Here is a 16,209-nt window from a genome sequence, read left to right as displayed (position 1 = left end):
GTTACCTTCAGCTGCGGCGGGAATGTCTGAAGAGTCATATAGGCAGAAGTTTGTGACCGCCAGACATGACGAAGACCTCTTAAGGGTCATATATTCCCGAAAGAATGGGCTCGGCACTTATTCCACCAAAAAAAACACGAACCCCGTAAGGTCCGTGTTCTTCCAATCTAGCTGTCTCTTTTTTCTTTTACTCTTAATAGACGCAAGCCGTTGGCTGTCACAAGCAGGGTTGCTCCCATATCTGCGAAAATGGCGATCCAGAGGGTCAGCCAGCCGGGAATGACAAGAAGCAGCGCGAGGAGCTTAAGGCCGAGTGCAAACGCGATGTTCTGCTTGATGATGACAAGGGTTCTGCGGCTTAAGTCAATGGCAAACGGCAGCTTCTTCAAGTCATCTCCCATCAGCGCTACGTCCGCTGTTTCAAGCGCCGTATCGGTTCCGGCTCCGCCCATGGCTATTCCTACTGAAGCTGCTGCAAGAGCAGGAGCATCGTTTACTCCGTCACCCACCATAGCGGTCTTGCCACAGGTCTGCTGCACATCTTTAACGGCTGTTAATTTATCTTCCGGAAGGAGGTCCGCTTTTATATCCGAAACGCCGAGCTGTCTGCCCACCGCTTCAGCAGTTGCTGCATGGTCTCCCGTCAGCATTACGGTCTTGCTGATCCCAAGCTCCTTCAGCTGATCGATCACCCTGATGCTGCTGTCCCGCACCTCATCTGCTGCAGCTAAAAGAGCAAGCGGCCCTTTATCTGTACCCGCAAGCATAACGGTTTTTCCTTCTCTCTGCAGGGACTGCATTCTTTCGGTCCATTCAAAATCCAGCTTAGCGGATTCCTCAAATAAAGACTGATTACCCACATAAACCCACTCGCCGTCAACTTTTCCTTTCAGTCCTTTTCCAGTGACAGACATAAAGTCTTCGACCACTGGAGATTCAAACGAAAGATTCAAATCTCTGGCCTTCTTTAAGACAGCTGATGCAAGCGGATGCTGTGATTTGTTTTCAAGAGCGGCAACCTTTGTGAAAAATTCATCTTCAGAACGGCCTCCTGCAAGAACTTCAAAATCCGTAACAGCCGGTGTTCCTTTAGTTAAGGTTCCTGTTTTATCAAAAGCAACAGCCTTAATGCTGCCAAGCTCTTCAAGGTAAATGCCGCCTTTTATCAGCACTCCGTTCCGGGCCGCATTGCCGATGGCCGTTACAATGGATACGGGTGTAGAAATGACGAGTGCGCACGGGCATCCTACCACTAAAACAGCAAGCCCCTGATAAATCCACGTTTCCCATGCACCACTCAGAAATAATGGCGGAAGAACAGCAACCAACAACGCGACAGCCATAATGGCAGGCGTATAATATTTCGCAAACTTATCAACAAAAGCCTGTGAAGGGGCACGCTCAGCCTGAGCCTCTTCCACTAGATGAATGATTTTTGAAATAGCCGTATCTTCTGCAAGCTTCGTGACCTCAACTTCAAGAAATCCTTCTTCGTTCAGTGTTCCGGCAAACACATCTGCACCAGGGCTTTTTTCAGCAGGCATTGATTCACCAGTTATCGGAGCCTGGTTAACAGATGAAAAACCTTTTACAACCCTTCCGTCCATGGCAATTTTCTGTCCCGGTTTGACAATCATTAAATCTCCGACCTCAATGTCATCAACCGCTATCAGAGATTCCAAACCATTTCGCCTGATCAGGGCTGTTTTCGGGGCAATTTCCATTAAGGAACGAATCGACCGGCGCGCCCTGTCCATCGAATAGGATTCAAGCGCTTCGCTGATGGCAAAGAGGATCACAACAACTGCCCCTTCACTCCACTCTCCAATGATTGCAGCGCCAATGACAGCGATTGTCATAAGCGTTCTCATATCGAATTCGAGGCGCATCAGGTTTTTAAATCCCGTGAGGAAAAGCGAATATCCCCCAATGATTATTGCAGTCAGAAAAGCCAGAATAGACGTCAGGCTTTCTTCTCCATAAGCAAAAAGAGAATAGTACCCGAAAGCAATGAAACCTATTGATGCGAGCAATGCCGCATGCTTTTTGATGAAAGGTTCTGCCGGGGTTTCCACAGTCCCTTTTTCAGGAAGTATTTTCAGGTGCTCAAACGCACCGGCTTTCTCAATTTCTTTTATACTGGCTTTTCCTATCACGGTCAGCTTGGCAGCACCGAAGTTCACTTTCGCATCCGTCACTCCGTCAAGTTCCTTTACGTTCCGCTCAAACTTCCCGGCGCAGCCGGCACATGTAAAACCTTGTACCCGGTACACATTCCTCTCGGCTGATTGTTCAGCTTCCATGGATGCTCATCTCCTCTTGATGGACAAAAGCAATGCGAATCTGCTGCTTTACAAGCTCATCATCCAGTGAATAATAGACAAGTTTTCCTTCTTTCCGGAACTTTGCAAGACCGGAATTCTTCAAAAGCCGCAAATGGTGCGATGCGGTTGCTGTTGTTGTGCCGGTGATGGCCGCTGCATCACAGACACAAAGCTCGCCCTCTTCTAAAAGAGCACAAGCAATTTTAAGTCTCGTTTCGTCAGCAAGTGCTTTATAGATTCTCACAGCCCTGCCTGTATCCAGCTGTGCAGCCTTTCTTTTTGCCCGCTCCACTTTCTCTGAGTGAACACAAGTGATTTCACAAACATCCTGCAGATTCATTTACATCACACCCCACATTCAAATCATCGTTTGAATAAAGTATATGCATGAAAATATGAACAGTCAAACAATTATTTGAATGTTTGTAAAAACGGAACATTTTCCCTATAATAAAGGAACAATCGCCCGGAGAAGGAGAATATCAATGTCTAATGAAAAACAAGGGTCTTATCAGGACTTGGACGAAGAAACACTGTTTATCGCATCGCAGACATTCAAAGCATTGTCAGATCCTACGAGACTCCGTATCTTAAATCTCCTGACACAGGGAGAACACTCGGTCAATGAAATAGCTGAAACCTTATCTCTCCTGCAGTCAACCGTTTCCCACCAGCTCAGATTTTTGAAAAACTTGCGCCTGGTCAAATTCCGCAGAGAAGGCACCACCCTATTTTATTCACACGATGACGAACATGTTATCGGGCTTCTTAAACAGATGATCGAGCATGCGCAGCATTAAAAAGACAGCAGAAAAGCTCCGGGATTCGGGGCTTTCTTTTAATTGGCTTTTAATTACAGTGCTCATCCCCGCAGCAGCCCGATCCTTTCCAGTCCACCTGAATGGTTGTATGGTGAAGGCCAAATTGGTCATGAAGCAGTTTGTTCGCTTCCCTCAGGACGGCCTGATGTTCCATCCCTTCATCCACTTCAAGATGACAGCTCAGTGCTGGAAAATCGGATGTAATGGACCAGACATGCAGATCGTGCACCCCGAGCACACGGTCCATGTTCAGCAGAGCGTTTTTAATTTCATCCAGATTCAAGTTGCCCGGAACACCCTCCATCAAAATATGAAAAGATTCCTTTGTGACCCGAAATCCGCTGATGATGATTAAAATGGCCACAACGATGCTTGCGATCGGATCCGCTATTCCCCAGCCGAAAAACATAATCAGCAAGGCGGCGATAATGGCCCCGACAGAACCAAGCATATCCCCGATTACATGGAGGAATGCACTTCTGATATTCAGATTGTCGTCCTTATCACCCTTCATCAGAATAAAGGCAGCTGCAATATTAACCAAAAGGCCGATGCTTGAAATAATCAGCATCCCCGAGCTGACAACTTCCGGAGGATCCACAAACCGCTGATAGGCTTCTACGAAAATAAAAATGGAAATGAGAATCAGCGTCAGGCCGTTAATAAACGCTGCAAGTATTTCAAACCGTTTGTACCCGAATGTCTTAGAAGAGGATGCCCCTTTTGCCCCGAATACCAGCGCCAGATAACTTAAGCCCAGTGCAGCCGCATCACTCAGCATATGACCTGCATCAGACAGCAGAGCCAGGCTGTTTGTCAAAAGCCCCCCTATTACTTCCGCGATCATAAAGAGAGCAATAAGCGCAAACGCAAAAAGCAATGCTTTCTTATTGTTCGTATGGTGGTGGTGATGCCCATCATGTCCATGGCTGTGCGAATGTCCCATCCAAATCCCTCCGTTCTTCTTATATATGAATATATGCTCATATATATTATTTCAAAACATTTTGTTTTGTGCAAGGTGTAATTAGCTTTTGCATTTCTATTTTAATTATCAGGTTTGTACGCTCGCCAATATGAAAAAACAGCCGCATCCCCTGCGGCTGTTTCTTTTAATAAATATCTCTTCTCGAAAAGACAAAAAACGATACAATGAGACCACAAACGGCCCATACGCCGAGGACGGTCATGGAAAATCCGAGCGACATCCCGCTGATCGGAGGCGACATGCCCGCTACATAGTCTGTGAGCCTCAAGTTGACCATGAACAGGTATTTCGCTGATTCCCATGAAGACACCATATTGGCAAGGATGGCTCCTGCAATCAGAGCAGCAAGCATGACGCCCATGACGGATGCCGTGCTTTTCATGAGCACTGACAGGGTAAAGGTCAGCGTGCCGACTACAACGGCAACGAACCAGACGAGACCGAGCTCCATCAGGATGTACTGCCACTGATCAATCAGCTGGACGTTCTCCGTATTCAGATCCTCCCCGCTCACGGTAAATCCCGTCAATATCGGCATCGTCCATCCCCCATATCCAAAGACGACACCGGATATGAGATAGGATAGTACCCCAAGCGAGAGTACAATAAACGATACGGACAAAAGCAGGGTGATGTATTTACTAAGAAGGATTTTCCACCTCTTCACCGGCCTTGTCAGCAGCAGTTTGATTGTCCCCCTGTTCGCTTCGGAGGAGACGAGATCGGCTGCTATGACCATGACCATGAGCGGCAGCAGAAGATCAATGGAATTTTCGGCAAACATCCTCATGAACGTCGGTGCTCCAGGCGCACTTGGATTGATGTCATTGTCCAGGTAGTACTGCTGCTGCTCCATTCGGATCTGCATGTATTTTTTCCATTCAGCCGAAATGCCGCTTGAGCTTAAGCGGTTTTGGGCATTGATAATTTCCTGCTGCAGCTGAGTGCGCCAGTCTGTTGTTCCAAGCTCCTCCTGAAGCTGCTGCGCTTCCTTCATTTGTGCATAGGTGAAAAGGCCGACAAGGACAGCGAGAATACCCGCGATTATGAACAGCCGCTTTTTGCGGATGATTTTGATCATTTCGTTGTAGACAAGATTAATCAATGGTTTCACCTTCAGTCAATTCAATGAACAGGTCTTCAAGAGTCGGGAGTTTCACCTGTATTTCTTTTACTTTAACGCCGGCTGAAACGAGCTTCCCGTTCCAGTCCGGGATATGTTCTTCTTCATGATATGTGACGACCTGCTGATCGAAGTCTGACAGGATGGCTGTTACCGCTGCCAGCACTTCTTTCCCTTTTTCAGGAGGATCAAGCTTCCAGATGACTCTCTCTTTCTCTGACAAAAGGTGCTCTACTGTGTCTACTTTCAACACGGATCCTTTTGAGATAATGGCGACTCTGTCGCACATCAGCTGAATTTCGCTGAGCAAATGAGAGGATACAAGTACGCTCAGTCCTTCTTTTTCCGCCAGGAACCGGATGAATTCCCGCATTTCCCTGATGCCCACAGGATCGAGGCCGTTTGTCGGCTCATCGAGGATGAGCACATCCGGTTTGCCAAGAAGAGCCTGGGCAATGCCGAGCCGCTGGCGCATTCCAAGGGAATACGTGCTTACGCGGTCGTCAATTCTGTTCTGCAGTCCGACAAGGTCCACCACTTCCTGTATCCGTTCCTTTGGAAGCCCGGGAACCATGCGCCAAAAATACTGAAGGTTTTCCCGGCCTGTCAGGTAAGGGTAAAGTTCAGGGTTTTCCACAATGCACCCGATGTGACTAATGGCTTTTGAAAAATCCGTCTTTAAATCATGGCCGCAGATTGTTATCTTGCCTGACGTTGCTTTGATGAGTCCTACAAGCATCCGGATTGTCGTTGTCTTTCCTGCTCCGTTTGGTCCGAGAAAGCCGAATACTTCTCCTTTTTGGAGCTGAAACGATATGCCTTTAATGATCTCTTTTCGCCCGATTTTCTTTTTAAGATCAGTCACTGCGAGCGTTGTCTGCTTACTGCTCATCCTGCTTCTCCTCCCCGCTGAACACAATCAATGATGAAAGCCTCTCTCCGATCAGCTTATAGCCTTCTGAGTTAGGATGAAATTTATCGCTGTAAAGATAGTCATTCACGTTCTGCTCAAATAAATCAAACGTCGGAACCATGATGACATTTGGGTATTTCGCTGCCGTCTCTGCGGATTCAAAATTCCACTGTCTGACAACAGCGGACGTTGTTTTTGCATCTTCAAGGTCATTAAACGGGTTGTAGAGGCCGACATAATAAAGCACGGCATCCTTATTTATTTCGCGAATTTCGCTGAAAATGGCATCCAGGTTCTTAACATAGGCTTCTCTTGTAGCTTCATTTGCAGAAGCATTCAGATTTTCCAAAGCCTGTCCGCCCTGGAACAAATCATTTCCGCCAATCGTCATGACAATAGTATCTGCTGAGCGGAGCTGCCTCTTAATTTCAGGCTTTTGGAGCTGACCTATGACGTCGTTTGAGACTTGCCCTTTTACAGCCAGATTAGTCAGGTTAATCTCTTTTTCTGTCTTTTTTCCCAGCTCATCCATCATGTAGCCGATGTATCCTTTACCGGACTGATCCCCGGTTCCCCGCGTTAAAGAATCTCCAAGCGCGACAATCTGATACTCACCGTCGCTCGAAGCGCTTACTTCTTCCTTTTCACTCTGACCGGGAGATTGCATTGCAGCCGGCCCGCTGAAAAAATAATGCTGAATGGTCCATCCAAGTCCAAATATCCATAAAGCGGTTGCCAGCACGGACAAAATGCCGATAAACTTTGCTGCAGTTGGTTTCAAACGATCACCTTTTCCTAACGTGTTATCCATCAATTTACATGAAAACACAAGCACAGTGCAACTTTGAGTACGTTCCATCCAGGACAAATTTGACCATTGTTCAAGCTTTCGCCATATTTTCTCCCTGTTTGTGTATAGTAAAAAAACGGGTATGGCTCAGTAACAGAGGAGGCGCTAAATGAATAAAGAAATAAAGGCTTTCGTATTTGATGTATACGGCACACTTTTTGATGTGCATTCCGTAAAGAAAAAAGCTGATGAACTTTATGATGGAAGAGGAGAAGAGATCAGCAGGATATGGCGGCAAAAGCAGCTGGAATATTCTTTTCTTCGCCAGATCATGGGCAACTATGAAACGTTTTTAACCGTCACAAGAAACGCGCTGGCATACACCCTTCGTTCACTGCATCTGGAGAATTCACCGCAAAATGAAGAGCTTCTTATAGATGAATATAAAAAGCTGGAATGCTACCCTGAAACGGAGCAGGTTCTGCCAAAGCTCTCAGGTAAAAAACTGGCTGTCTTTTCAAATGGATCCCATGATATGCTGGATCCCCTCATTGAACAGTCAGGACTTGCCCCTCTTTTTGACACTATTATCAGTGTGGATCATGCGAAGCAATTCAAACCTTCCCCCGCTTCCTACACCCTTGTCTTAAAAGAACTGGGGGTGGAGCGGGAAAACGTGCTTTTCATGTCATCAAATGGATGGGATATTTCCGGTGCCCGCAATTTTGGATTCCAGACAGCGTGGATCAACCGGGGAGGCATGCCCGCTGAAGAGCTTGGGCTAAAGCCGCACAGTATGTACGAAGATTTAAACGGGATTTTGGAGTGGAGATAATTTTTCGGTTATCTGGCAGGGTACGCAAACCAATAAAAAGCCTGCTCACAGAGAGCAGGCTTTTACTGTCAATTATTAATATACTTTTCAAACACACTGCCAAAATCTTTAATATGATACTGCTCGCGTACAGAAGTCATCCAAGTGAACCCAAAGTCCGTCAGATCTCTGTATGTATCCGCAAGCTTTGCATCATCCGTTCTTGAATTTTGCAGAACGGTTACTGCTTTATCAAGGCTTTGAGACGCCATATCGATGTAGATGGCATTCTCATGTGTAGTTTCAGCGATGCGAAGAAGGGATTTGTACAGGTCCTTCAGCTGTTCAATTTGATCTTTGCGCACGTCAATGTCAAAGCGCTGGCTGCCCAGTGTGAACTTGATTTCAACGTCCATATCAATTTTGCCTGCTGTTTCAAGCATCACATCTGAAAACTTATGCTGTGCGTATGGAAAGCGTTTCAATGTTCGCTTTGAAGAGACTGCATTTGCACCATCTACATGGATAAATGCAAGATTCGTAAAGCAATACTCGTCTGCTTTTGTTTTGATTAAGAAGTAAATTTTCTCGTTGTCTTCATGCATCACATAATCGTCTGCATCTGTTTTATCAAAGTCTGCAGGGCTGATAATGGTGCCGATATCTGACAGGCCAAGTGCTTCTGAAGCGATCTTTTTAAACATGGTTTTCATCCTTCCTTGTTTAGCATCTCCCTAATTTTAACAAGAGGCAGAAGGATTGGGAACCGTTTTTTATAAAAGAGCAGCAAATCAACCGATGATCTGCTGCTCTTTCAATTAAAGAATATCGAGCCAGATCTTCACTGCTGTAGCCAAAATCAAGACAGCGAGAATGATCTGAAGCACTTTCGTATTCACTTTTTTCCCTGCTAATGCCCCAAGCGGAGAAGCAATTAAACTTGCAGCGACCATAATCAGCGCAGGATAGTAGTCAACCTGGCCTGTGGTTATTTTCCCGACAGTTGCTCCAATGGATGAAATGAATGTAATTGCAAGCGACGAAGCAATCGTCATTCTTGTAGGAATTTTAAGAACCACGAGCATAATCGGTACAAGCAAGAATGCCCCGGCTGCACCGACAATTCCTGATCCAATACCTACAATCAGTGCTAGAACAGCTGCAAGCCATTTGTTAAACGTTACTTGATCAAGAGGAATATCATCGATGCCCTTTTTAGGAATGAACATCATGACAGCTGCAATTAAAGCGAGTACTCCGTAGATTACATTAATGCCTTCCTCAGACATCGCTTTAGAACCGAAGCTTCCGATAAAGCTACCGATTAAGATACTTGCACCCATATACAGAATGAGCTGCTTATTCAAATACCCGCCTTTTCTGTAGGCCCACACACCGCCGATTGTTGCAAAGAAAACCTGCACGGCACTGATTCCCGATACTTCATGGGCGCTGAAGGCTGCAAGCCCAAATAAAGGCGGAATGTAAAGCAGCATCGGATACTTAATAATGGAACCGCCAATTCCAAGCATCCCGGAAATGTATGAACCGATAAAACCGATTATGAAAATAGTGATAATAAATGCAAAATCCATGGGTGAGTCACTCTCCTTATTAGAAAAGGGAACCCGAACCGGTTCCCTCTCTCTTTATCCTTTTTTAATCCAGAACTTGAAGACACTGTTTTCTTCTTCGTGTTTCACAAGCTCATGGCCGCCCGATTTTGCCCAGGCTGTAAGGTCCGCCTTTGCACCTTTGTCTGTTGCATGTACTTCAAGCACCTGTCCTGATTCAAGATCAGCCATCGCTTTTTTTGTTCTGACGATTGGCATTGGACATGCTAAACCTTTTGCGTCTAATACTTTTGCTGTTTCCATTATAAAATTCCTCCCAGAGTTGATTTAAAGTTTGATTATCTTACTGCACAGCGGTTTGGACCGATTTCCATTTCACGCTGCTGCTCTTCGTCAGGGGTGATTTTCCCCATATTTGTTTCGCGAATCTCCTGGTACGCATTTGGCTGCGGAGGAAGATTCTCTGTTACAAGCTTTCTGAACTCATTTTCATCTTCAATGTTTAAGCCATGGTTCTTTTCAAACAGAACACCGAGCTTCTCAGAAACACTGCCATCGTCATTCAACTCATCAATCATCATGAAATGAGCCGGAAGGACAAGAAGATCCTCTGACAGTTCTTTATAGCGCTTATAAAGACTCTCGCGCAAATCGCCAACCCAGTCTTCTGCCATACCCGCAAGATCCGGTCTTCCAATGGAATCGATGAAAAGAATATCACCTGAAAGCAGATATTTCTCATCTATGACGAAGGAAGTTGATCCAATCGTGTGGCCCGGTGAATACAGGGCATGGATAGTGATTGTCGTACTGCCGATTGTCACATCTGTCCCGCCTTCTAAGGCGTTGTAATCAAAGTTTACTTCACCAGCATCCTTTGGAGGCAGCCAGTAGGCAGCGCCTGTTTTCTCCGCGATGATTCTTCCGCCGGAAATATGATCCGCGTGCAGATGCGTATCAAACACATGCTTAATGGCTGCACCCTTCTCTTTTGCAAACTGGAGATAAAGATCCGTCATACGCGTTGAATCAATAATCGCTGCTTCACCGTCTGAAATGACCATGTAGGAAAGACAGCCTTTCCCGATGCGGACGAACTGGTAGATCTCGCCGCCGTTCTTCAAATCTCCGACTTTTACAGGCTCGAGATGCTCACTCCATGCTTTCATGCCGCCTTTTAAATACGACACAGACAAGCCTTCCTCGGCAAGCATTTCGCCGATCATAATGCTCGATCCTTCTTTTGCACAAACGACTAATACGTCACGGTCTGCCGGAATCTGATCTAAAATATCTTCAACCCCATCAAGCAAATCAAAATATGGGATATTTAAATAGCTGAAGTTCTCGCCTTCGATTTTCCAATCCTGAAAATCACTTTCGTTGCGGACATCCAAGATGAATAAAGGCTGTTTATCAAACACCTTTTTCGTTACTTCTTTTGCTGTCATCACATTTAATGCCATATCCAATTACCCCCTAAGGTATATTTAACGGTAAAAAAAGTTGTTAGATGCTTTCTGTTTTCCCAGACCATGCAGTCATGCCGGGAACAACGTTTTTCACATTGGCAAATCCATTGCCTGCAAGTTTTTGAGCGGCAAGATCACTTCTGCTTCCAGTGCGGCATACAACGTAAATCTCGTCTTCTTTTTTCAGCTCGTTCATCCGGTCTTCAAGCTCGCCAAGCGGAATAGAGATTGCATTCGGAATGTGCTCAAACGCATATTCTGCGGCTTCCCGTACATCAAGAATCACAATGCTGCTGTCTTCAAGCTTTGTTTCAAGCTCTTCATTTCTGCTTACGTGAGGGTACGTTTTCTCTTTTGTTTCTTCTCCTGAAGATTTGCGCACATAATGCTTAAGAATGCCGCCTTCTTCGATTGTGCCGAGATAATGATGTCCGGCGCTTCCTGCCCAGGCTTTCAGATCAGCCTTGGACCCTTTGTCTGTAGCAAGCACCTCAAGTACCTGCCCTGGTTCAAGATCTTTCATCGCTTTTTTCGTCTTTACGATTGGCATTGGGCATGCAAGTCCTTTTGCATCAAGTGTCAAATCTGTTTTCAGCGTATTCATCTTCATTCCTCCTAATGGTCTTAATACATTTTTCTGTGAAAATTACTCCGTTTTTCCTTCCCACTCAAGCATTCCGCCAGTCATGTTAATAACCTTGAATCCCTGGCTTTCGAGAAACTGGGCTGCGCGGCCGCTTCTTCCGCCTGAACGGCAGACCATTGTGTATTCCTTGGTTTTATCAAGTTCATGCATGCGGAACTCAAGAAGCCCCAAAGGAATGGTCATTGCACCGGGGATTTTTCCCGCTGCTGTTTCATCCGGTTCCCTGACATCAATCACCGTTAGATCTTTAAGCGACGCTTTTACTTCTTTTGCCGTCATTTGCTTCATCTCATTTGGCCTCCTTAATTCCAGGCGTTCATTCCGCCCTTAACGTTGGTCACATTTTCAAAACCAAGCTTTTTTAATGTTTTACAGGCACTCCCGCTTCGCATTCCGCTCTGGCAGATCACGACAACCTCACGATCCTTGGAAAGAAGCTGTGCCTTTTGAGCCAATTGATTCAGCGGCATATTTTTAAACCCTTTAATGTGCCTCCCCTTAAACTCTGCAGGAGTCCTGACGTCAATAAACTGTTTGCTGCGGTCATCCAGCTGCTCTTTAAGCTGAGCAGTTGAAATTGTATGAATCCCTTTTGCTGGCATGAGTCTCTTTATAAGGAACAATAAAAGCAAGCCAATTAAAACGTATTGCACAATCTCCAACTCTGTTCACACCTTTCCAGTTAGATAAACAGATTGACATTGCCGTCTTCTGCATCTGCCAAATAAGCGGCAACCCCGGCATATTCAATGTTATCAAGAAGCTCTTTTTCCTGAAGACCCAGCAGATCCATCGTCATTGTGCAGGCTACAAGCTTGATATCCTGTTCCTGAGCCATTTCAATCAGCTGCGGAAGCGGGATAGCGTTGTGCTTTTTCATCACATCTTTGATCATTTTTGGACCCATTCCGGCAAAATTCATTTTGGAGAGTCCCATTTTATCTGCGCCGCGCGGCATCATTTTGCCGAACATTTTTTCCATAAAGCCTTTCTTAACAGAGATCGGCTCATCTTTGCGAAGGGCATTCAATCCCCAGAATGTGTGAAAAATGGTTACTTCATGATCGTACGCTGCTGCGCCGTTTGCAATAATGTAAGCGGCCATTGCTTTATCGTAATCACCGCTGAAAAGAACGATGGTTGTTTTTTTAGTTTCTGACATGTATTGTTCCTCCTATATTTACCCCTAAGGGTATTAATTCAGATAAAAAATTTACCTTTACCCCTATGGGTATAAATGCAATGAAAAATAAAGAGGGTGTCAACCCTTTTATTTTATCTGCTTCTTACCAGCAGATTAACAGCTTCCTTAACCAGATCTTCCGTGTTATGGCCTTCTTCATTTGCGGCCCGGACACATTCCACCAGGTTAGAGCTCACAACGACACCAATTGTCCGGTCAATCGCTGTTCTTGTGGCAGACAGCTGTGTAATCACATCTTTGCAGTCTTTCTCTTCTTCCATCATCCGAAGAATGCCTCTGAGCTGACCTTCAATCCGCTTAACCCGGTTTTTCATTTGATCATTGTACTCCATGTTCTTCTCTCCTTTCTTTAAGCATTTATAGTGGCAATCGTACACCCTTTAACCTGAAATCCTTTTTGCTTCAGAATACGGATGCCGAAATTTCTCTGCACCTTGCTCGATGCAATCACATGAATGTGTGTATGCTGAATTTCCTTATAATATCTGTGCAAATAGGCAACCGGGATATTTCTTGCACCAGGTACAGGATTCTTATAAGACTCATTGTAAGCTCTCAGATCTAGTACCATAATCCCGTCTGCCGGCTGATCCGGCATGCTGCTGCAGGCGATCCCCCGCACAGGAAAGCAGCGGTTATATAGTAAAATACATGATAACATGACTAAACTTAAAAACAAACCAGTCAACGATAGCATCTCCCCGTTAAACGATTTGATGTGAACAAGACTTATAATATACCCCTTTGGGTATTTTGTCAACAACCCGGTTCGAAATTTTTCAGATACTCAAATGAAACCAATCTGACTTTTTTAAAAAAAATTTGAACTTTTTTACCAGTCTGTCACTCTTAGAAAGAGAGAGGTGAAGTGATGGAAGCAGCACGACTGATCAAAAAAGCGAAGCGGGGCGATAAGGAAGCTCTGCTCCACTTAATCATGGCAGAAAAAAACGCCTATTACAGGCTTGCCCTTACTTATATGAAAAATCCGCACGACGCAATGGATGCGATGGATGAAATGATTGTGAGAGTATACGAAAAGCTCGACCAGCTGAAAAAACCCGAATCCTTTTACAGCTGGAGCAAAACCATTTTGGTCAATTGCTGCAAATCATTGCTTCGGGAAAAAACAAGGACCCTGCCACTAAATGAATGGCCATCAAACTCGGAGAAATCAGTGAATCCAATCATCCAAAGCGAGCACCAGATGGAAATCCAGGACCTCCTGGCCCGCTTAAGCGACGAACAGAGAGAAGCTTTAAGTTTAAAGTACTTGCACGATCTCGAACTTCAAACGATTTCAGAGATGACCAATACCCCGCTTGGTACAGTAAAGTCACGCATTTTTCAGGGACTAAAAAAACTGAGAACCCTTACTGGAGGTGAATAAGTTGAAAACCGGCGATGAACTGTTTGATGAAGCAAAAAAGCAAATAGAAGAGATTCATGCACCTGATGAGCTCGAATCAAGATTAAGAAGGGCACTCCAATCAGTGCCTGTCAGAAAAAAGAAAAGCCCCTCTTTCCTTTTGACAGCTGCAGCAGCCATCTTCCTTATCGGAATCGTCACCTTTCAATATGACGCTTTAGCCTATTACGGAAAAGTACTGTTAGGCTTTGACGAATTAAGTTCAGGCACACTCAATGATCTGAATGAAAAAGGATACGGACAGATTATTGAAAAAGAAGCCGTTCTTTCTGACGGAACAAAGCTCACGATTAATGGCGCAATGGCTGATGAGAATCAGTTTGTCCTGTACTATACGATGGCAAACGAAAGCGGTCTTCGTTCAGATGCCGATCTTTCACCTGCTAGGATTTCCGGCCTTTTTACACAGTCTCAGGCAGAGAGCGGCACATCACAATTAAATGATGACGCCACTGAATTAAAAGGCATTTTATTTTTTGAACCGCGTCAGCCCTTTTTCAAATGACCTTACACTGCATTTTTCAGAGCAAATGGAGAATGGATCCTTGAAGGAATCTGCTCTGACATTCCCTTATCACCCAAACAAAGCCCTGCAGACCTCTTTAAAAAAGCCAATCAGGAAAACATTACGCGTTGATAAAGGGAGCATCACCTTCAGCTCAATCAAAGCATCACCAACAATGACTGCTATAGAAGGAAAGCTTGATGACGAAAATTTTGACCGTGCTGATTTTGCCCTTGAAGGAATCGAGCTGAAAGCAGACGGGAAAAACGTTCCGCTTACAGGGGGTGGGACCAGCACATCACTGTTCGGCACATCCTTTGATATACGGTACGACGCTTTGCCAGACACAGTTGAAACACTCACCATTGTCATGAAGACATTTACCAGTTACGAACTATTAAATAGGAAAATTCCGCTCAGCGAGGCTGATGAGCTGCAGATTCTGCCGGGAGAAAAAGAACTTCTTATTAAAAATGTTGCCGCAACATCACACGGAACTGAAGTTACTGTGACAACAGATCAAGATGTTATGCTTGAGGGGGTATCCCTGACAGATCATCAGGGCCGCAGCGTTCCGCTTGAAACAACAGTGAACCAAAGCTACACGCAGAAAAATGGGAAGGGGTTGAAAGAGAGGACGCTTATTTTCAATACGTCTGCTAAACCCCATTACTTAGTTGTAGAGGAAATGCATTATTTGAAGACTTATGATGAGAAAATAGAGATCCCTGTAAAGTGAAGGTGCGCCTGTGCGTCATTAGTGGTGCCACTTTTTCAAGTGATAGTTCCTCTTTTCTGGTGCCATTCGCTCGAGTGCTGCCACTTTTCAGGTGATGGCTTCTCGTTTGTGGCGTCACTCGGTTGAGTGCTGCCACTTTTTTTGTGGTGGCTTCTCTTTTCTGGAGCCACTCTCTTGAATGCTGCCACTTTTTCAGACGATAGCTTCTCGTTTCTGGCGTCATTCTTTTGAGTACTGCCACTTTTTCAGACGATAGCTTCTCGTTTGTGGCGTCACTCAACGGAGTACTGCCACTTTTTTAGGTGATAGCCTCTAGTTTGTGGCGCCACTCAACGGAGTGCTGCCACTTTTTCAGACGATAGCTTCTCGTTTGTGGCGCCACTCGCTCCAGTGCTGCCACTTTTCAGGCTGGTTTCCTTACTTGTGGGATTACCGAACGTTACATTTATTCAGCTGCAGAATGAATCGTACTGGCGTACCGTCAGGAGCAGTCAAAGCGTAGATTTTTTCACCTTGCTCAAACATCGGTCCATCAAGCTTGACTCCTTTGCCTGATGCAAACTCAGCAAACGCGTCGGCATCATCAACAACGAGCTGAAGCATGATGGATTCTGGCATGCAGTCACTTTTTCTCCAGAACTCCAGCCGGCTGTCCCCCGCACAAAACACTCCGCCCTGATTATCATCTGTCTCTTTTCGTCCATTTGGAATGCCAAGCTTATTCTCAAGAAAATCAACCATTTCCATATTGTGCTCAGATACCGTTACGTAGCGGTAGCCTAATACATTCATGCTCCTTTAACCTCCAGCTCAATATAAGGTTCACTACTTGCATTGTCTGTTGTTTGTTCATGAAATATACCCTGG

22 protein-coding genes are annotated in these 16,209 nt (G+C 45.2%); 5 read left to right on the top strand and 17 right to left on the bottom strand.

What is annotated here, in order from left to right; translation table 11 throughout:
• Positions 1-167 precede the first annotated feature (167 nt).
• On the bottom strand, positions 168-2,303 hold the full coding sequence (locus RKD52_RS02925) for a heavy metal translocating P-type ATPase (protein WP_454098589.1): 2,136 nt from the start codon (positions 2,301-2,303) through the stop codon (positions 168-170).
• Positions 2,293-2,664: an ArsR/SmtB family transcription factor gene (locus RKD52_RS02920; RefSeq protein ID WP_426865212.1), complete on the bottom strand. Its 372-nt coding sequence runs from the start codon at positions 2,662-2,664 to the stop codon at positions 2,293-2,295. The genes RKD52_RS02925 and RKD52_RS02920 overlap by 11 nt, the downstream gene beginning before the upstream one ends.
• A 145-nt stretch (positions 2,665-2,809) precedes the next feature.
• Between RKD52_RS02920 and RKD52_RS02915 the strand changes: the two genes are divergently transcribed.
• Positions 2,810-3,124: an ArsR/SmtB family transcription factor gene (locus RKD52_RS02915; protein WP_454098588.1), complete on the top strand. Its 315-nt coding sequence runs from the start codon at positions 2,810-2,812 to the stop codon at positions 3,122-3,124.
• A 49-nt stretch (positions 3,125-3,173) separates the two neighbouring features.
• Here the strand turns inward: RKD52_RS02915 and RKD52_RS02910 are convergent, their stop codons facing one another.
• From RKD52_RS02910 to RKD52_RS02895, 4 genes are all read right to left on the bottom strand, one after another.
• Positions 3,174-4,091: a cation diffusion facilitator family transporter gene (locus RKD52_RS02910; protein ID WP_454098587.1), complete on the bottom strand. Its 918-nt coding sequence runs from the start codon at positions 4,089-4,091 to the stop codon at positions 3,174-3,176.
• A gap of 166 nt (positions 4,092-4,257) precedes the next feature.
• Complete coding sequence (locus tag RKD52_RS02905; protein ID WP_454098586.1) at positions 4,258-5,238, bottom strand: ABC transporter permease; 981 nt, start codon at positions 5,236-5,238, stop codon at positions 4,258-4,260.
• Entirely contained in the window at positions 5,231-6,148 is a 918-nt protein-coding gene (locus RKD52_RS02900; protein WP_454098585.1) for an ABC transporter ATP-binding protein, read from the bottom strand. Before RKD52_RS02900 ends, RKD52_RS02905 begins: the two co-directional genes overlap by 8 nt.
• Positions 6,138-6,950, bottom strand: a complete 813-nt coding sequence (locus RKD52_RS02895) for an SGNH/GDSL hydrolase family protein (protein WP_454098584.1) — start codon at positions 6,948-6,950, stop codon at positions 6,138-6,140. The genes RKD52_RS02900 and RKD52_RS02895 overlap by 11 nt, the downstream gene beginning before the upstream one ends.
• Before the next feature lie 178 nt (positions 6,951-7,128).
• On the opposite strand from RKD52_RS02895, the gene RKD52_RS02890 reads away from it, so the two are divergent.
• Positions 7,129-7,794, top strand: a complete 666-nt coding sequence (locus RKD52_RS02890; RefSeq protein WP_454098583.1) for a haloacid dehalogenase type II — start codon at positions 7,129-7,131, stop codon at positions 7,792-7,794.
• 68 nt (positions 7,795-7,862) lie between these two features.
• On the opposite strand, the gene RKD52_RS02885 is transcribed toward RKD52_RS02890, so the two are convergent.
• The 10 genes from RKD52_RS02885 to RKD52_RS02840 all read right to left on the bottom strand — a co-directional run bounded on the left by RKD52_RS02885 (position 7,863) and on the right by RKD52_RS02840 (position 13,357).
• Positions 7,863-8,477: a PH domain-containing protein gene (locus tag RKD52_RS02885; protein ID WP_454098582.1), complete on the bottom strand. Its 615-nt coding sequence runs from the start codon at positions 8,475-8,477 to the stop codon at positions 7,863-7,865.
• Between the two features lie 114 nt (positions 8,478-8,591).
• The gene (locus RKD52_RS02880) at positions 8,592-9,368 is read right to left on the bottom strand and encodes a sulfite exporter TauE/SafE family protein (RefSeq protein WP_454098581.1); all 777 of its coding nucleotides are present in this window, start codon (positions 9,366-9,368) and stop codon (positions 8,592-8,594) included.
• Between the two features lie 54 nt (positions 9,369-9,422).
• Positions 9,423-9,650 carry a sulfurtransferase TusA family protein gene (locus RKD52_RS02875; protein ID WP_282033828.1) on the bottom strand — a complete coding sequence of 76 codons (228 nt, stop codon included), beginning with the start codon at positions 9,648-9,650 and terminating at the stop codon, positions 9,423-9,425.
• A gap of 35 nt (positions 9,651-9,685) precedes the next feature.
• Positions 9,686-10,813, bottom strand: a complete 1,128-nt coding sequence (locus RKD52_RS02870) for an MBL fold metallo-hydrolase (protein WP_454098580.1) — start codon at positions 10,811-10,813, stop codon at positions 9,686-9,688.
• Positions 10,814-10,856: 43 nt separating this feature from the next.
• Entirely contained in the window at positions 10,857-11,423 is a 567-nt protein-coding gene (locus tag RKD52_RS02865; protein ID WP_454098579.1) for a sulfurtransferase TusA family protein, read from the bottom strand.
• Positions 11,424-11,465: 42 nt separating this feature from the next.
• A complete protein-coding gene (locus RKD52_RS02860; protein WP_454098578.1) occupies positions 11,466-11,753 on the bottom strand; it encodes a rhodanese-like domain-containing protein in 288 nt (95 codons plus the stop codon).
• Positions 11,754-11,767: 14 nt separating this feature from the next.
• Positions 11,768-12,067 carry a rhodanese-like domain-containing protein gene (locus RKD52_RS02855; RefSeq protein ID WP_454101124.1) on the bottom strand — a complete coding sequence of 100 codons (300 nt, stop codon included), beginning with the start codon at positions 12,065-12,067 and terminating at the stop codon, positions 11,768-11,770.
• Positions 12,068-12,147: 80 nt separating this feature from the next.
• Positions 12,148-12,627, bottom strand: coding sequence for a DsrE/DsrF/DrsH-like family protein (locus RKD52_RS02850; protein WP_454098577.1), 480 nt, complete (start codon positions 12,625-12,627; stop codon positions 12,148-12,150).
• Positions 12,628-12,740: 113 nt separating this feature from the next.
• On the bottom strand, positions 12,741-13,001 hold the full coding sequence (locus tag RKD52_RS02845; protein ID WP_029284564.1) for a metal-sensitive transcriptional regulator: 261 nt from the start codon (positions 12,999-13,001) through the stop codon (positions 12,741-12,743).
• A 17-nt stretch (positions 13,002-13,018) separates the two neighbouring features.
• Positions 13,019-13,357, bottom strand: coding sequence for a hypothetical protein (locus RKD52_RS02840; RefSeq protein WP_454098576.1), 339 nt, complete (start codon positions 13,355-13,357; stop codon positions 13,019-13,021).
• A 183-nt stretch (positions 13,358-13,540) separates the two neighbouring features.
• Here RKD52_RS02840 and RKD52_RS02835 point away from each other — a divergent pair, with 183 nt between their 5' ends.
• The 3 genes from RKD52_RS02835 to RKD52_RS02825 are packed head-to-tail and all read left to right on the top strand — an operon-like array spanning position 13,541 to position 15,342.
• On the top strand, positions 13,541-14,059 hold the full coding sequence (locus RKD52_RS02835) for a sigma-70 family RNA polymerase sigma factor (RefSeq protein WP_454098575.1): 519 nt from the start codon (positions 13,541-13,543) through the stop codon (positions 14,057-14,059).
• A 1-nt stretch (position 14,060) separates the two neighbouring features.
• Complete coding sequence (locus RKD52_RS02830) at positions 14,061-14,603, top strand: DUF4179 domain-containing protein (protein ID WP_454098574.1); 543 nt, start codon at positions 14,061-14,063, stop codon at positions 14,601-14,603.
• A gap of 40 nt (positions 14,604-14,643) precedes the next feature.
• Entirely contained in the window at positions 14,644-15,342 is a 699-nt protein-coding gene (locus RKD52_RS02825) for a hypothetical protein (protein WP_454098573.1), read from the top strand.
• A 429-nt stretch (positions 15,343-15,771) separates the two neighbouring features.
• Here RKD52_RS02825 and RKD52_RS02820 read toward each other — a convergent pair whose 3' ends face one another.
• Positions 15,772-16,134, bottom strand: a complete 363-nt coding sequence (locus tag RKD52_RS02820) for a hypothetical protein (protein ID WP_454098572.1) — start codon at positions 16,132-16,134, stop codon at positions 15,772-15,774.
• Positions 16,135-16,209 lie beyond the last annotated feature (75 nt).

This window comes from Metabacillus sp. SLBN-84, from assembly GCF_053629595.1.
This window is presented reverse-complemented; position numbering and strand designations above follow the sequence as displayed.

What these genes read in the sequence shown, in the direction of transcription:
- RKD52_RS02925 (WP_454098589.1), bottom strand. Translation starts at nt 2,303, where the DNA reads ATGGAAGCTGAACAATCAGCCGAGAGGAATGTGTACCGGGTACAAGGT.
- RKD52_RS02920 (WP_426865212.1), bottom strand. Translation starts at nt 2,664, where the DNA reads ATGAATCTGCAGGATGTTTGTGAAATCACTTGTGTTCACTCAGAGAAA.
- RKD52_RS02915 (WP_454098588.1), top strand. Translation starts at nt 2,810, where the DNA reads ATGTCTAATGAAAAACAAGGGTCTTATCAGGACTTGGACGAAGAAACA.
- RKD52_RS02910 (WP_454098587.1), bottom strand. Translation starts at nt 4,091, where the DNA reads ATGGGACATTCGCACAGCCATGGACATGATGGGCATCACCACCACCAT.
- RKD52_RS02900 (WP_454098585.1), bottom strand. Translation starts at nt 6,148, where the DNA reads ATGAGCAGTAAGCAGACAACGCTCGCAGTGACTGATCTTAAAAAGAAA.
- RKD52_RS02890 (WP_454098583.1), top strand. Translation starts at nt 7,129, where the DNA reads ATGAATAAAGAAATAAAGGCTTTCGTATTTGATGTATACGGCACACTT.
- RKD52_RS02885 (WP_454098582.1), bottom strand. Translation starts at nt 8,477, where the DNA reads ATGTTTAAAAAGATCGCTTCAGAAGCACTTGGCCTGTCAGATATCGGC.
- RKD52_RS02880 (WP_454098581.1), bottom strand. Translation starts at nt 9,368, where the DNA reads ATGGATTTTGCATTTATTATCACTATTTTCATAATCGGTTTTATCGGT.
- RKD52_RS02875 (WP_282033828.1), bottom strand. Translation starts at nt 9,650, where the DNA reads ATGGAAACAGCAAAAGTATTAGACGCAAAAGGTTTAGCATGTCCAATG.
- RKD52_RS02870 (WP_454098580.1), bottom strand. Translation starts at nt 10,813, where the DNA reads ATGGCATTAAATGTGATGACAGCAAAAGAAGTAACGAAAAAGGTGTTT.
- RKD52_RS02865 (WP_454098579.1), bottom strand. Translation starts at nt 11,423, where the DNA reads ATGAATACGCTGAAAACAGATTTGACACTTGATGCAAAAGGACTTGCA.
- RKD52_RS02860 (WP_454098578.1), bottom strand. Translation starts at nt 11,753, where the DNA reads ATGAAGCAAATGACGGCAAAAGAAGTAAAAGCGTCGCTTAAAGATCTA.
- RKD52_RS02855 (WP_454101124.1), bottom strand. Translation starts at nt 12,067, where the DNA reads ATGCCAGCAAAAGGGATTCATACAATTTCAACTGCTCAGCTTAAAGAG.
- RKD52_RS02850 (WP_454098577.1), bottom strand. Translation starts at nt 12,627, where the DNA reads ATGTCAGAAACTAAAAAAACAACCATCGTTCTTTTCAGCGGTGATTAC.
- RKD52_RS02845 (WP_029284564.1), bottom strand. Translation starts at nt 13,001, where the DNA reads ATGGAGTACAATGATCAAATGAAAAACCGGGTTAAGCGGATTGAAGGT.
- RKD52_RS02835 (WP_454098575.1), top strand. Translation starts at nt 13,541, where the DNA reads ATGGAAGCAGCACGACTGATCAAAAAAGCGAAGCGGGGCGATAAGGAA.
- RKD52_RS02820 (WP_454098572.1), bottom strand. Translation starts at nt 16,134, where the DNA reads ATGAATGTATTAGGCTACCGCTACGTAACGGTATCTGAGCACAATATG.